This is a genomic window from Mesorhizobium sp. B3-1-6, assembly GCF_006439555.1.
Classification (GTDB): domain Bacteria; phylum Pseudomonadota; class Alphaproteobacteria; order Rhizobiales; family Rhizobiaceae; genus Mesorhizobium.
On record NZ_VFTM01000001.1, the window covers coordinates 82,260 to 95,542 of the forward strand.

Sequence of the window (13,283 nt, forward strand, 5' to 3'; positions counted from 1 at the left end):
CATCATGCTCTATCTCTTTGATTTAGTGCCGGATTCAGATTTCAGGTCGAACAGACCTGAAATCATCCAAGGTCAGGAGGCCTTGGCCTCCGGCATGCCGGTCAGACGCATATAGGCAGAAAGGTAGTCGCGCGCCATTCTTGTCGCCGAGAACCTTTTCTCGAAGACTGCCCTCACCTGCCGTCGGTCGAGTTCGAGAAGCGCGGGCATAGATGCGACCGCATCCTCGACATTGGCCACGACGAAGCCGGTGACGCCATTGTCGACGATCTCCGGCAGGGCGCCGTTGTTCCAGGCGATCACCGGTGTGCCGCAGGCCATGGCCTCGATCGCGACGAGGCCGAACGGTTCCGGCCAGTCGATTGGGAACAGCAGGCCTGCCGCGTTGCCCAGGAATTCGGCCTTCTCGTCTTCCGTGATCTCGCCGACATAGTCGATGCGGTCGCCATCGATGAGCGCCTCGATGTTGTCGCGGAAATAAGCGCGGTCGTCGTCGCCGATCTTGGCCGCCAGCTTCAACTTCAACCCGGACCGCCGCGCAATCTCGATGGCGCGGTCCGGCCGCTTGTCGCGGGACAGGCGTCCGAGGAAGGCCAGATACGGCTCTTCCGCTTGCGGCTGATAAGTCGGCTGATAGGCATCGAGCGGCAATCCGTGATGGATCGTGGCGAGCCAATTCGCATCGGGCAAACCGCGCCTCTGGCTCTGCGAAATCGAGATCATCGGGAAACGCGGAAAACGTTGGTAGGCCGGCGCCAGGTCGACATAGTCGAGCCGGCCATGCGGCGTCGTTACCGTGCGACCCGCGATCTGCTCGAAGAACGGAAAATGCAGGAAGTGGCTGAGATGGAAATGGATGACATCGAATTCGCCGGCGCGTTCGCGCACATCGGCGAGCATCGCCAGATGCGCGGCGATTTCCGATTTCTTCGGCCGCGGATCGAGGCGGATCGCCTGGTCGCGACCTGGCATCAGTCGGGCCGATGTCTCGCTGTCGCCGCTCGCGAACAGCGTGACGTCATGCCCGAGCTCGACGAGTGCTTCGGTGATGTAGAAGACGATCCGCTCGGTGCCGCCATATAGTTTCGGCGGCACGGATTCGTAGAGTGGCGCGACATGGGCTATGCGCATCGGGTCCCTCGACTGCTGACGCGAAGCAAAATGCGTCAGCCGCGAGATCGTTCCTGCCCAATTGGTCGCGGGTCAAAGCAATTCCAGGAAAAGTGCGAAGCGGTTTTCCGTCCGGAATTGCGTAAAACAATCTAAGCTCAGGACTTACGACCACGCCGCGCCAGCATGTTCACCACCACCAAATTCCGATATTTCGACTGCGAGCCCGCGGGCTGGCCCAGGCTTTTGGCCAGCTACTGGTGGTCGATATAATTAAATCAACTTGATTTTCTAAAGTAGCAATCTACAGTTTCCGTGACTGGTAACGACCGCATGACCCTCAAAAAAGCCATCTCCGGCACAAATCTCGAGCAGGCGAAATCGCACAATCGGCGCGTTGTGATCGAAGCGATCCGCGTCAACGGCGCGCTGTCGCGGGCCGCGATCGCCAGGCTGACAGCGCTGTCGTCGCAGACTATCTCCAACATCGTCGAGGAATTGGAAGCGGCCGGGCTGCTGCGTCCTGAAGCAACGCTGAAAGGCGCGCGCGGCCAGCCTGCCGTTCCCTACTCCATCAACCCGGATGGCGGTTATTCGATCGGCCTGCAGCTCGACCACCAGCTAGCCGTTGGCGTCGTCACAGATCTTTCCGGCGCCGTGCGCGCGCGCATCGAGAGACATGTCGACCGGCCGACTCCCACTGAGGCCATGCCCCTGCTTGCCGCGGTCTCAAGCGACCTGATCGCAACCTGCCGACTGGACCGGACAAGACTGCTTGGCGCCGGCATGGCGATGCCCGGGCCGTTCGGCGTCGAAGGCATGACTTCGGTCGGCCCGACGGCCCTTCCCGGCTGGCACGACTTTCCGGTAGCCGACGAACTGGAACGGCTCACGGGCATCACCGTCACCGTCGAGAACGACGCCACGGCGGCGGCCATCGGCGAGCGGCTTTATGGCGTTGCACGCAAGCTCGGCAGCTTTGTCTATCTCTTCATCGGGACGGGCCTCGGCGCCGGCCTTTTCCTCGACGGCCATCTCTACAAGGGCTCTCGCCACAATGCCGGCGAGATCGGCCACATCATCGTCAAGCCAGGCGGCCTGCCCTGCGATTGCGGCAAGCGCGGCTGCCTCGAGCGCTACGTCTCGCTGCGCGCTGCCTATGACAAGCTCGACCTGCCGGATCCTGACCATGCCTCTCCCGACCTGCTGGAAGAGCTTTTGGCAAAGGGCGACAGCCGGTTCGAAGCCTGGCTCGCCGAGGCGGTCGATCCGCTGCGGCAGGCGATCGATATCCTGGAAATGGCGCTCGATCCCGAGACCGTCGTGCTCGGCGGCTTCATGCCGCTGCCTGTGATCGAGGCGCTGGCCGGCCGGCTCGAACCGCTCCATCTCTCGGTGAGCTCGACCAGAGCCCGCGTCGCGCCACGCGTCGTGGTGGGCGCCGCAGGAAAGGATACCTCCGTCCTCGGCGCCGCGGCCTTGCCGATCTTTTCGGAAACCAATCCGCAGTTCGACGTGCTGCAGAAGCCGGTGGGCTAAAGCAATTCCAGGAAAAGTATGACGCGGTCAGGCTCGGCGGCTTCGCCGTAGCCTTCCGTCCGGAATTGCGTCGAAACAAGGCACTATCGCGTCTGGCGTCCGGTCAGCCGCTCAAGCCCGAGCAGCAGCAACAGCGTCACGGCGACGAGCACCATGGTCAGCGCCGCGCCCGCGAAGACGTCGCCGCGATCGGTCAGGCTGAAGATCGATACCGGCAGCGTCACCCAACCCGGCGGATAAACCATCACCGTCGCGCCGAGCTCGCCCATCGACAGCGCGAAGCTCAAGCCGAAGGCGGCGACCAGGTAAGGCGTGAGCAATGGCAGTGTGACATGCCAGAGTCGGTACGCAGGACGCGCCCCGAGGCTCGACGCCACTTGCTCGAAGTCCGGCGAAAGCCGCGCCAGTCCGGCCGAGACATTGCCGAAGGTGAAGGCCGAGATCAGCACGAAATGCGCGATCATGACGATGGCGATCGTACCGTTGAGCAGCAGCGGCGGATGGCTGAAGGCAACCAGCAGGCCGAGACCCACGGACACCGAAGGCACCGCGCTTGGGATGAAGAACAAAAGCCCGAGCACTCTCGCCAGCGTGGCGTCCTGGACACGCAGCGCGAGCGCCGCCCAAGTGCCGCTGACCAGGGCCAGCGCGCTGGCAAGACAGCCGGTGATCAGACTGGCCTGCATCGCTTTCCACGCGGCGCCCTGCATGACATCGCTATAGTGTTCGACCGTCAGTCCGCTCGGCAGCACGCCGTTCCACTGGTCGGCCAGGCTGGAGAGCAGGATGACGGCGAGCGGAGCCAGGAACAAGACGCCGAACAACAGCGCGAAGACTGTCCAGATCAGCATGCGACCGGGGCGCGACCAGACCAGCATCTTTATGCTCCCAGCCGGCCGGCGGCGAACCGGTAGAGGCCGAACAGCCCGAGCGACAGCGCGATGTTGATGACGGCGATGATGCAGGCGACCTGATAGGCCGATTCCTGGATGGCCTTGCTGTAGATGAGCAGCGGCAAAGTGATGACGCCCTTGGCGCCGATGAACAGCACGATGCCGAATTCGTTGACCGTCAACAAAAGACAGAGGCTGCCGCCGGCAATCAGCGCCGGAACGGCGGCGGGCAGAATGACCTGGCGAACGATGCGGAACGGCCGTGCGCCAAGCACGCTCGCCGCTTCGATCTGGCCGCGATCGACCAGCGAAAACGCAGCGAGCAGCGGGCGCAGCACGAAGGGCGAGTAGACGGTGACCTCGGCCAGGACCACGCCCCAGGTCGAGTAGAGGAAGTTGACGGGCGGCGCCTGCAGCGAGAACACATCCATCAGCCCGGCGTTGAGCATGCCGGCCGAGCCGTAGAGGAAGGTGAAGGCAAGCGTCACCAGGAAGGTCGGCAAGGCGATGAAGGTGTCGATCAGCCGGGCGATCACTCCGCTGCCGGGAAACGGCACGAAGGCGAGGATCAGTCCCAACACCAGCCCGACGATAAGGCATCCGGCGGTCGCGGCGACCGAAATGGTGATGGTGTTGATGAGCGCGTTGAGGAAGAAGCGCGCATGCAGCACACGCACGAATTCGGCGACATTGGCCATGCCGCTATCGTCGGTAAAAGCCTGCTGGACGATCAGCACCAGCGGATAGAAGAACAGCAGCGCCAGCAGCGCCGCCGGCGGCACAATCCAGAACCGGCCGGACACCTTTCTGGTTATCTGCGCGGGAAGGATGGCCGCGTCAGCCACGGACGTCTTCCGGAACGAGCGAGGTGTCGCCGGGCGTGAAGAACAGCGGCATCGCCGAGCCGCGCTCCGGCAGGCTCACCGGCAGCCTGGTCGCCGAGACGCGCACCGGCGTGCCGTCGACATCGAGCACCAGATGGGTGAGTTCGCCCTGCCAGTGCACTTCCTTCAGCGTGCCGACGATCCGGTTGGTGTGTTCCTCGTCGCCGGTGAGGCTGAGATGCTGCGGCCTGATGCAGAGCAAGGTCTTGTCGCCGGGCTTTTCGCCGCGCGCGGCGCCCGCAAGCAAGACATCGCCGAGCTTCGCCTTGGCCAGTCCCTTCGGCCCGGCGCCTTCCGCGACGGTCACCGGCAAAAGATTCGCGCGACCGAGGAACTCGGCCGTGAAGCGGTTCGGCGGCCGGCGGTAAAGCTCCCCCGTCGGCCCGTGCGAGGACACCCTTCCGTCGCGCATGATGGCGATCTTGTCGGCAAGCGTCAGCGCTTCGGTCTGGTCGTGGGTGACATAGAGAATCGTCAGTCCAGGCAGGTCGCGATGCAGCTTGGCGATCTCCTCGACCATGTTGCGCCTGATCTGCGCGTCGAGCGCCGAAAGCGGCTCGTCGAGCAGGAGCACGCGCGGCCTGACCGCAAGCGCCCGCGCGATGGCGACACGCTGCTGCTGGCCGCCGGAAAGCTCGCGCGGATAGCGTTTGGAAAAGCCCGACATGCCGACGGTCGCAAGTGAGTCCTTGACGCGCTCGGCAACCAGCGCCTTGTCGGCGCCTTGGGCTCTCAGACCAAAGGCGACGTTGTCTTCGACCCGCATATGCGGAAACAACGCGTAGTTCTGCACCACCATGCCGAGCCCGCGCTCATAGGGCGGAAGATCGGTCACGTCGGTGGCGCCGATGCGGATGCGGCCGCTTGCCGGCCGGACGAAACCGGCAACGGCCCTGAGCGCCGTCGTCTTGCCGGAGCCGGAGGGTCCGATCATCGCCAGGATCTCGCCAGGCGCGATGTCGAGCGTCAGCGGATGCAGCACGACATGCGTGCCATAGGCGACGCTGACCTTGTCGAAGTGGACATTGGAGCCGGCGCCGCGAATTTTCGCGGCGTCGACGTCCATGACATTGCTTCCCGTGAAAGCGGGCACCGACATGGCTGCTCCTCCGGATTTGCCCACCAGGAGATCAACTTCCCGTCGCTTCGTTCCACTTCTTGACATAGTCGGGCAGCTTGGTGAGCGCATCGTCCCAGTTCGGCGCCCAGATGGTCACGCCCTTCATCGCCTCCTGCGCCTTGGCGAAATTGGTGTCGTCCGGCTTCACGTCTTTGCGGGCCGGCATGCCGAGCGCGACCGAGCTTACCGTCGACTGCGCTTCCTTGGACAGCAGGAACTCGATCAGCTTCTTGCCGTTGTCGCTGTTGGGCGCGCCGGTGACCAGGCCGATTTCATAGGGCAGCGCGAAGGTGGAGCGGGTGCCGTCCGGACCCGCGGGCCAGAACACCTTGATGTTCGGATTGTCGGCCATCTGCGACATGTTCATCTGCAGGTCGCCATTGGCCACATGCAGTTCGCCCTTGTTGACCAACGCGGTCAGCTTGCCGGTCGAGGCAGACGGGCCGACATTGTTGTCCTGCAGCTTCTTCATGAATTCGAAGCCGGCGTTCTCGCCGCCGAAGGCGTGGATGATCTCAAGCATGACAGCGGTGCCGTCGCCGGCCTGGCCGGGCGTCGAATACTGGATCTTGCCCTTGAATTTCGGATCGAGCAGGTCGTTGTAGCTCTTCGGCGCTTCCGACAGCACGGCGCTGTTGTAGATGAAGTTCATGTAGTTGTTGACCAGCGGCCGGTACTTGTCGGTGCCGCCATCGATCTGGTCGGAGCCTTCGGGCTTGAAATCCTGCAGCAAGCCGTCGGCTGCGGCACGCTGGATGAAGGGCGGCAGCGTGACGAGAACGTCGGCCTGCGGGTTCGACTTCTCCTTGGCCACGCGTTCGACGACGCCGCCCGAACCGCCCTCGATATACTGCACGGTGATGCCGGTGGCCTTGGTGAAGGCGGCGAATTCGGTCTCGTACCAGCTGCCATTGCCGTCATGCAGGCCATCGGCCGAGTAGATGGTGACGACGCCGTCGGCGAAGGCCGGCGCGATGAGCGCCGACGAGCCCAACAGTGCCGCGGTAAAGGCCAGAGCTACGGTGAGATTTCGCGATTTCATGGTCAGTTCCCCTTTGATTGAAAGGCACAATCTGCGACGCACTCGTGATGGCGTTGGTCGGCCCGCCAAGGGCTCAGTAGCGCTGGTGCATGTCGTCGTTGTGTCAACTTTGAGGGTCGCCGATCGATAAGTAAAATCTATTTATTTTATGACAGGCAAGTCTCTGCTGATATTTGTCACGGAACTGTCGCATGGGCCGTTGCAGGCGTGTTCTCCTGCACTCCTGGTTGCGATACCTCACGGAAATGGCGGATTCTTCAGCGAAATTCGACGCCCATCGTTTGCGCGCGCAAGCGCGGGTCGCGCGAGCGGATCGTTACCGGCCGACCTTCGAGCAGCTCGAAACAGCGGGCCAAAGTGTCATCCTCAAGCCGGCGCATCGCCTCATGCGTGAAGAAGGAGAGGTGCGGAAACAGGATCACATTGTCGCGATCGAAAAGCGCGCTCATCGGATGACCGGACCTGGCCAGCGGCTCCAGCGAGTAGACGTCAAGCCCGGTTCCGGCGATGCGTCCGGCAACGATCGTTTCGACAAGCGCTGCCTCGTCGATCAGCGCCCCGCGCGAGACGTTGATGAGGATGGCCGAAGGCTTCATACAGGCGAGTTCTCGGCCGCCGATCAGGCCGCGTGTCTGCTCGTTCAGGACGCAGTGGATCGACACGAAATCGCAGGCGCCGAGCATGGCATGCAAATCGTCGATCTTCTCGATCCCTGCATCTTGCATCGTCGCAGCGTCGATGCCCGGATCGAAGCCGAGCACCCGCGCCCGAAACCCCTGCCCCGCCATGCGCGCCATGCTGCGGCCGATCTTGCCGCAGCCCACCAGGCCTAGCGTCGATCCGGCAATGTCGCGTCCGAGCCAGCGCTGCTCGGGCCAGATCCAGCCGTCGCGCGAGACAGCGGCCGTAATCGCCGGCAGCCGTTTCGCCAGCGCGATCATCAACGCGAAGGCGCCCTCGGCCACCGTCTCCTCGGCATATTCGGGAACATTGACGACCGGAATGCCGCGCCGCGTCGCCGCCTGGATATCGATGGCGTCGATGCCGACGCCGTATTTGACGATGCCCTTGAGTCTGGGCGCCGCCTCGATGACCCGCGCGGTGATCGGCGTGTAGCACATCAGGATAAGGTCGACGTCGGCGACCGCCGCCATCAGCTCGGCTTCCGGAATTCCATCCGGCAACGTCACCAGTTCGACACCGCGCGCCTTCAGGCCCGCGTCGATCCCCGGGCATTCGAGCTCCCTGTCGGTCCGGACAGCCTTCATCGGGTTCACGCCGCCAGCACGGCGGCCTCGACGATGTCGAGCGCCCGGTCGAGATCGGCGCGCGCAACCACCAGCGGCGGCGACAGCGTCAGCACATTGCCCTGGCTGATCTTGAAGCTCAGCCCCTGGTCGAGGCAGCGATAATAGATCCGCTCGGCAAGGGCCCGCGCCGGAGCACGGCTTGCCTTGTCCTCGACCATCTCGACGCCGAACATCAGCCCCCTGCCCCTGACGTCGCCGACGAATGGCGAGCGCCGCATGAGGTCGTTCATACGCGCCAGCGCATGGGCGCCAAGTTCGGCCGAGCGCTCGACCAGGCCTTCCTCGCGGACAATGGCGATGGTGGTGAGCGCGGCGCGCGCCGTCACCGGGTTCTTCTCATGCGTATAGTGGCCGATCGCATAGTCGCCGGCGACGTCGAGATCGCGCCGCGCGATCACCGAGGCGATCGGCAGGATGCCGCCGCCGAGCGATTTGCCGAGCACGATGATGTCGGGCGTCACGCCGTCATGCTCGGAGGCGAAGAATTTTCCGGTCTTGCCGAGGCCGGTCGGGATTTCGTCGAAGATCAACAGCGTGCCGTGCCGGTCGCAGGCCTCGCGCACTGCCTTCCAGAAGCCAGGCGCCGGCACCAGCGGCGTCGCGCGCATCGGCTCGGCGATGAAGGCGGCGAAATCGCCCTCGCGCCCCAGCACGTAAGCGATCATGCTGGCGCACGCGCGGGCGGAATCCTCCAGCGACTTAGTCCCATAGGCGCAATTGTGCGGCGCCCAGGGCGCGACATGCTCGGCGCCGGGCAAAAGCGGCCCGGCGATGCCGGAGCGGAATGTCGCCTCGCCGCCGACGCTGGAAGCGCCGAAGCCGGCGCCGTGAAACGCGTCCCAGAACGACAGTGTCTTGAACCGGCCGGTGGCGGCGCGCGCCAGCTTCAGCGAGACCTCGATCGCGTCCGACCCGCCGGTCGTGAACAGCACCTTGCCGAGGTCCCCCGGCGCCAGCTTGCCAAGCGTCTCGGCAAGCTCGACCGCCGGCTCGCAAGTGAAGCGGCGCGGAGAGAAGGGCAATTCATCCATCTGCTTGGCGATCGCTTCCTTGAGCCGCGGATGGCCGTAGCCGATATGGTGGACGCTGTTGCCGTGGAAATCCATGTAACGGCGTCCGGCCGTGTCCTCGATCCAGATGCCTTCCGCCTTGGCGATGGCAGAGACGCAGGGGCTGGAAAGGCTCTGGTGCAGGAAGGCGTCGGCGTCGCGACGCAAAAGCTCCTGCGAAGGCGCGTGGCTCTGCCTCGCGCTCCATTCCTGTCGGGCGGCGGCCTTGTTGGATTCGCCTTCGGTATGGATGAGCGTCATTGGCCGAACAACTCCGTTATGGTCTCCTCGCCAAGCCCGAAGCCGGTGCTGGCGCCGGTGCCGCTGGTGACGATCACCAGCCGCACGTCTTCATGCGGGGTGTCGCGCAACACGGCATTCTTCGCTGAAGCGTAATATCCCGTCCAGCGCGCAAGCACGTTCGGCACCGTGCCGAACAATGTCTTGAATTCATCGAGGATCAATTGGTCGACGGCTTCCGATCCGAACGGATCGAGCGTGAGCCCGTAATGATGGGAGTCGCCGACGACCAGCGAACCGTCCGCGCTCTGCACGACGATCAGGTGAACGCCGTTGGCCAGCGCGGCTCCGCGCTGCTCACCCAGCTTGCTTCGCAACACGACGGCCTCAGGAAGGCCGGCGAAACCGCCATAGCGCAACAGGCTGAGATCGGACATCAGCGCCGACTGGAGCCGGAAACCGGGCGCGGCCAGCCGCAGCATCTGCAGCTTGCAGCGCTGCACGTCGTGCTTGCCGATCAGTTCCGGATAAAGCGAGCTGAAATCGTCGCCGGGACAGACGACGACCTTTTGCGCATGGACACGTCCCGCGCTGGTTTCGACGAAGGGCGGCGCGATCTCCGTCACCGACACGCCGGTGCGGAACACGACGCCATGCTTCTCAGCCAGGAACGATGCCAGCCGCGGCAGCGCCTCGCGTGACTCCACGCGCAACTCGAACGGGCTGTAGAGCCCGCCGATGGTTGCTTTCTCGTCAAGGCCAGCCTGCTGCGCGACCACTTCTCGCGCGGTCAGAAGCCCGCACGCGCTGCCATGCTCGCCAGACTTGAACGTCTCGAGCAGGGCCAGTGCTTCCGGCCGCTGCGCCACGATCAGCTTGCCACGGTGCAGGATCTCAATGCCCGCCTCATTCGACAGCTCGAGCCAGATCTCGCGGCTGCGTTCCGCCAGCCGGCGCGACGGGCCCGACTCCTGTCCCGTGACGACGACGAGGCCGAAATTGCGGATTGAGGCGCCATTCGCTTTCTGGTCGCGATCGATGACGATGACGCGCAAGCCGCGGCGCGCCGCCGCAAGAGCATGAGCCAGCCCAAGAATGCCGGAGCCGACCACGGCAAGGTCGAAACTGTCCTTCACGACGCTTACCAAGGCAAGGAGAAGGTCTTGACGTTGGTGTAGCTCTTCATCGCCTCGATGACGCCTTCCTTGTAGCCGTTGCCCGAATCCTTGATGCCGCCGAACGGGCTCATCTCGATGCGGTATCCCGGCACTTCCCAGATGTTGACGGTGCCGACCTTGAGGCCGGTTATGTATTTCTGCATGCGGCGGAAGTCGTTGGTGCAGACGCCCGACGACAGGCCGAAGGCCGTGGAGTTCGACAACGCGATCAGCGCCTCGTCATCGTCGGGCGCGCGCACGATCGGCACGATCGGACCGAAAGTCTCTTCCATCACCAGCTCGGACTGGTGCGGCACGCGATCGACGACGATCGGCGGCAGCAACGCGCCCTTGCGGCCGGGATTGTAGAGCACTTCGGCGCCTTGCTCGGCCGCCATGTGGACACGGCTTTCGAACAGCGCGGCAGCCTTCTCGTGCACCACCGTGCCGAGCTGCGTTGCCGGGTCGCGCGGATCGCCGAAGCGGATCGCCTTGGCACGCTCCAGCACCATCGGCACGAAACGATCGGCAACCTTTTCCTGCACCAGGATGCGCTTCACTGCCGTGCAGCGCTGGCCGGAATTCTTGGTGGCGCCCGCGACAGCCAGATCGGCGGCCTTCGCCAGATCCTCGTCCGAAAGATCGTTGAGGATGATCAGCGGATCGTTGCCGCCGAGCTCCAGCACCTGGCGCTTGTAGCCGGCCTTCGACGCGATCATCTTGCCGACCGGCACGCCGCCGGTGAAGGTGATGAGGTCGATGTTGGGGTTGGCGATCATCTCGTCGCCGATATCGGCGGGCCAGCCCGTGACGACCGAAAGCATTTCGGGCGGCAGCCCGGCCTCGTAGAGGATGTCGGCCAGCATCAGCGCGGTGATCGGCGTCAGCTCGGTCGGCTTGACCACCACGCAATTGTTGGTGGCGATCGCCGGCGCCACCTTGTGCGACACCATGTTGAGCGGATGGTTGAACGGGGTGATCGCCGAGATCGCGTTGAGCGGCTCGCGGATGGTGAAGATCTTGCGCTGCTTGCCATGCGGGGTGAGATCGCAGGAAAATATCTGCCCGTCGTCCTGGATGGCCAACTGACCGCTGAGCGTAAAAACGTCGAACGCGCGACCGACCTCGTAGAGCGAGTCCTGCTTGGAGATGCCAAGCTCCAGCGTGATGAGATCCGACAGCTCGTCTTTGTGGGCATTGAGCAGTTCGGCGGTCCTGAGCAGGATCCTCTGCCGCTCGTAGCGCGTCAGCTTCGGCTGGTAGGCAGCCGCGATCTCGAAGGCGCGCCTGGCATGCTCCGCCCCGCCCGCGGGCACCGTGCCGATGACGGTATCGTTCCAGGGGAAGCGCACTTCCAGCCTCTGCTCGGCGTCGACCTTCTCGCCGGCGATGCGCATCGGTTCGTGGCGGACTTTGATGGAGGGATCGAGTTGGGTCATGGGTTGGTTCCAGTCTTGGATACGTCGCGGGGTCGACCCCCACTCCGGCCTTTCGGGCCACCTCTCCCCCGATCGACGGGGGAGAGGAAATTAGTCGGCGTCGGCGCTTGATCCTTGGCAGTCCAAACCCTCCAGCCCAAAGCGCAGCCTAATCGACTGGGCGCCTTTCCTCTCCCCCGTCGATCGGGGGAGAGATGCCGAGCGAAGCTCGGCGGAGTGGGGGTCGACCGCCACGCCCAACTCAACCCAGCGCGGCCGCCATCGTCGCGTAGTAGAAGGCGTCGAAGTTGCGCAGAACCGGCTCGTTCGGCAGGTCCGGCAGCACGCGGTTGACGATGAAGGGCACCTCCTGCTCGGTCAGCCCGCCATGCGAGCGCAGCGGCTCGTCGAGCGCGGCCAGATTGTGCCGGTGTTCGGACGTGCCGATCGTCTTGTTCTCGCCCGAGATCAGGATGATGTCGCCCATGCGGTCCTCGGGCAGTTCGAAGCGGGCGCAGCCTTCCTCGCGGCCGAGCACCAGGATGATATTCTCGACCTTACGCAGCTTTTCCATCACCGCCTCGCGGTCCGCGCCTTTGGGAAGGTAGGCAGTGGCGAAGGAGCCCAGCGCCCCATGATGCACGACATAGGGGTCGGTGATCGGCAGGATGACACGGGCGGCGTCCTTGCCCAGCCATTCGTCGAGAAGGTCTTGCACATAGACCACGTTGGGCGAGCCGTCGGCATGGTGCTTCGGCTTCATGCCGTGGTCGGCCGTGACGACGATCGCCGCGCCCAGCGCATCCAACTGCGCCAGATATTTGTCGAACATCTCGTAGAAGGCGTTGGCCTGGGGCACGCCCGGCGCGTATTTGTGCTGCACGTAGTCGGTGGTGGTGAGATACATCACGTCCGGCCGGAACTCCTTCAGGAGTTGCACGCCGGCGGCGAAGACGAATTCCGAAAGCTCCGCGGAATAGACCTCGGGCACGGGCAGGCCGAAATGCTTCGACGCGTTGTCGATGCCGTGCTCGATTTTCGTCGTGGTGTCGGACCTCTCGGCCGAGAAGCACATCGCCCGGCCGTCGTCGAACTTCAGTCCCTTGCCGAGCAGCGCCCTGAGCTTGTCCTTGGCCGTCACCACCGCCACCTTGGCGCCTGCATCGTAGAAGGCCTGGAACACCGTCGGCGCGCGCAGGAACTTCGGGTCGTTCATCATCACCTCCTCGCCCGTCTCCGGGTTGTAGAGGTAGTTGCCGCAGATGCCGTGCACAGCTGGCGGCCGGCCGGTGGCGATCGACAGATTGTTGGGGTTGGTGAAGCTCGGGATCACCGAATGGGCGAAGCGCACCGTGCCCTTCTTCTTGATCTTTTCGAGCGCTGGCATCAGTCCGGCATGAATAGCCTCGTCGAGATAGGCCGGCTCGCAGCCGTCGAGGCAGATGGCGATGGCCGGCACGCGCGGCCAGGCATAGGAACGGCCGTTGGCCGTGACGTTGACGGGAGACATCTGGTTCATCG

11 protein-coding genes are annotated in these 13,283 nt (G+C 64.2%); 1 reads left to right on the forward strand and 10 read right to left on the reverse strand.

Annotated elements, in window-relative coordinates:
* Positions 1-72 precede the first annotated feature (72 nt).
* Positions 73-1,131: a glycosyltransferase family 4 protein gene (locus tag FJ414_RS00385; RefSeq protein WP_140640142.1), complete on the reverse strand. Its 1,059-nt coding sequence runs from the start codon at positions 1,129-1,131 to the stop codon at positions 73-75.
* Positions 1,132-1,443: 312 nt separating this feature from the next.
* Here FJ414_RS00385 and FJ414_RS00390 point away from each other — a divergent pair, with 312 nt between their 5' ends.
* Positions 1,444-2,649, forward strand: a complete 1,206-nt coding sequence (locus FJ414_RS00390; protein WP_140640144.1) for an ROK family transcriptional regulator — start codon at positions 1,444-1,446, stop codon at positions 2,647-2,649.
* A gap of 83 nt (positions 2,650-2,732) precedes the next feature.
* Here the strand turns inward: FJ414_RS00390 and FJ414_RS00395 are convergent, their stop codons facing one another.
* From FJ414_RS00395 to phnA, 9 genes are all read right to left on the reverse strand, one after another.
* Complete coding sequence (locus FJ414_RS00395; RefSeq protein ID WP_140640146.1) at positions 2,733-3,527, reverse strand: ABC transporter permease subunit; 795 nt, start codon at positions 3,525-3,527, stop codon at positions 2,733-2,735.
* Between the two features lie 2 nt (positions 3,528-3,529).
* Positions 3,530-4,387 (reverse strand): 2-aminoethylphosphonate ABC transporter permease subunit, encoded by an 858-nt coding sequence (locus tag FJ414_RS00400; protein WP_140640148.1) that lies wholly within the window; start codon positions 4,385-4,387, stop codon positions 3,530-3,532.
* The gene (locus FJ414_RS00405; RefSeq protein ID WP_140640150.1) at positions 4,380-5,525 is read right to left on the reverse strand and encodes an ATP-binding cassette domain-containing protein; all 1,146 of its coding nucleotides are present in this window, start codon (positions 5,523-5,525) and stop codon (positions 4,380-4,382) included. Before FJ414_RS00405 ends, FJ414_RS00400 begins: the two co-directional genes overlap by 8 nt.
* 31 nt (positions 5,526-5,556) lie before the next feature.
* On the reverse strand, positions 5,557-6,588 hold the full coding sequence (locus FJ414_RS00410) for a 2-aminoethylphosphonate ABC transporter substrate-binding protein (RefSeq protein WP_140640152.1): 1,032 nt from the start codon (positions 6,586-6,588) through the stop codon (positions 5,557-5,559).
* A 257-nt stretch (positions 6,589-6,845) separates the two neighbouring features.
* Entirely contained in the window at positions 6,846-7,856 is a 1,011-nt protein-coding gene (locus tag FJ414_RS00415; RefSeq protein WP_140640154.1) for an NAD(P)-dependent oxidoreductase, read from the reverse strand.
* 5 nt (positions 7,857-7,861) lie between these two features.
* Positions 7,862-9,208, reverse strand: a complete 1,347-nt coding sequence (locus FJ414_RS00420) for an aspartate aminotransferase family protein (protein ID WP_140640156.1) — start codon at positions 9,206-9,208, stop codon at positions 7,862-7,864.
* The gene (locus tag FJ414_RS00425; RefSeq protein ID WP_210239619.1) at positions 9,205-10,323 is read right to left on the reverse strand and encodes a TIGR03364 family FAD-dependent oxidoreductase; all 1,119 of its coding nucleotides are present in this window, start codon (positions 10,321-10,323) and stop codon (positions 9,205-9,207) included. Before FJ414_RS00425 ends, FJ414_RS00420 begins: the two co-directional genes overlap by 4 nt.
* Before the next feature lie 5 nt (positions 10,324-10,328).
* Positions 10,329-11,783 carry a phosphonoacetaldehyde dehydrogenase gene (phnY, locus tag FJ414_RS00430; protein ID WP_140640160.1) on the reverse strand — a complete coding sequence of 485 codons (1,455 nt, stop codon included), beginning with the start codon at positions 11,781-11,783 and terminating at the stop codon, positions 10,329-10,331.
* 241 nt (positions 11,784-12,024) lie between these two features.
* The gene (gene phnA, locus FJ414_RS00435) at positions 12,025-13,281 is read right to left on the reverse strand and encodes a phosphonoacetate hydrolase (protein ID WP_140640162.1); all 1,257 of its coding nucleotides are present in this window, start codon (positions 13,279-13,281) and stop codon (positions 12,025-12,027) included.
* Positions 13,282-13,283: the final 2 nt, after the last annotated feature.

What these genes read in the sequence shown, in the direction of transcription:
- FJ414_RS00385 (WP_140640142.1), bottom strand. Translation starts at nt 1,131, where the DNA reads ATGCGCATAGCCCATGTCGCGCCACTCTACGAATCCGTGCCGCCGAAA.
- FJ414_RS00390 (WP_140640144.1), top strand. Translation starts at nt 1,444, where the DNA reads ATGACCCTCAAAAAAGCCATCTCCGGCACAAATCTCGAGCAGGCGAAA.
- FJ414_RS00395 (WP_140640146.1), bottom strand. Translation starts at nt 3,527, where the DNA reads ATGCTGGTCTGGTCGCGCCCCGGTCGCATGCTGATCTGGACAGTCTTC.
- FJ414_RS00405 (WP_140640150.1), bottom strand. Translation starts at nt 5,525, where the DNA reads ATGTCGGTGCCCGCTTTCACGGGAAGCAATGTCATGGACGTCGACGCC.
- FJ414_RS00410 (WP_140640152.1), bottom strand. Translation starts at nt 6,588, where the DNA reads ATGAAATCGCGAAATCTCACCGTAGCTCTGGCCTTTACCGCGGCACTG.
- FJ414_RS00415 (WP_140640154.1), bottom strand. Translation starts at nt 7,856, where the DNA reads ATGAAGGCTGTCCGGACCGACAGGGAGCTCGAATGCCCGGGGATCGAC.
- FJ414_RS00420 (WP_140640156.1), bottom strand. Translation starts at nt 9,208, where the DNA reads ATGACGCTCATCCATACCGAAGGCGAATCCAACAAGGCCGCCGCCCGA.
- phnY (WP_140640160.1), bottom strand. Translation starts at nt 11,783, where the DNA reads ATGACCCAACTCGATCCCTCCATCAAAGTCCGCCACGAACCGATGCGC.
- phnA (WP_140640162.1), bottom strand. Translation starts at nt 13,281, where the DNA reads ATGAACCAGATGTCTCCCGTCAACGTCACGGCCAACGGCCGTTCCTAT.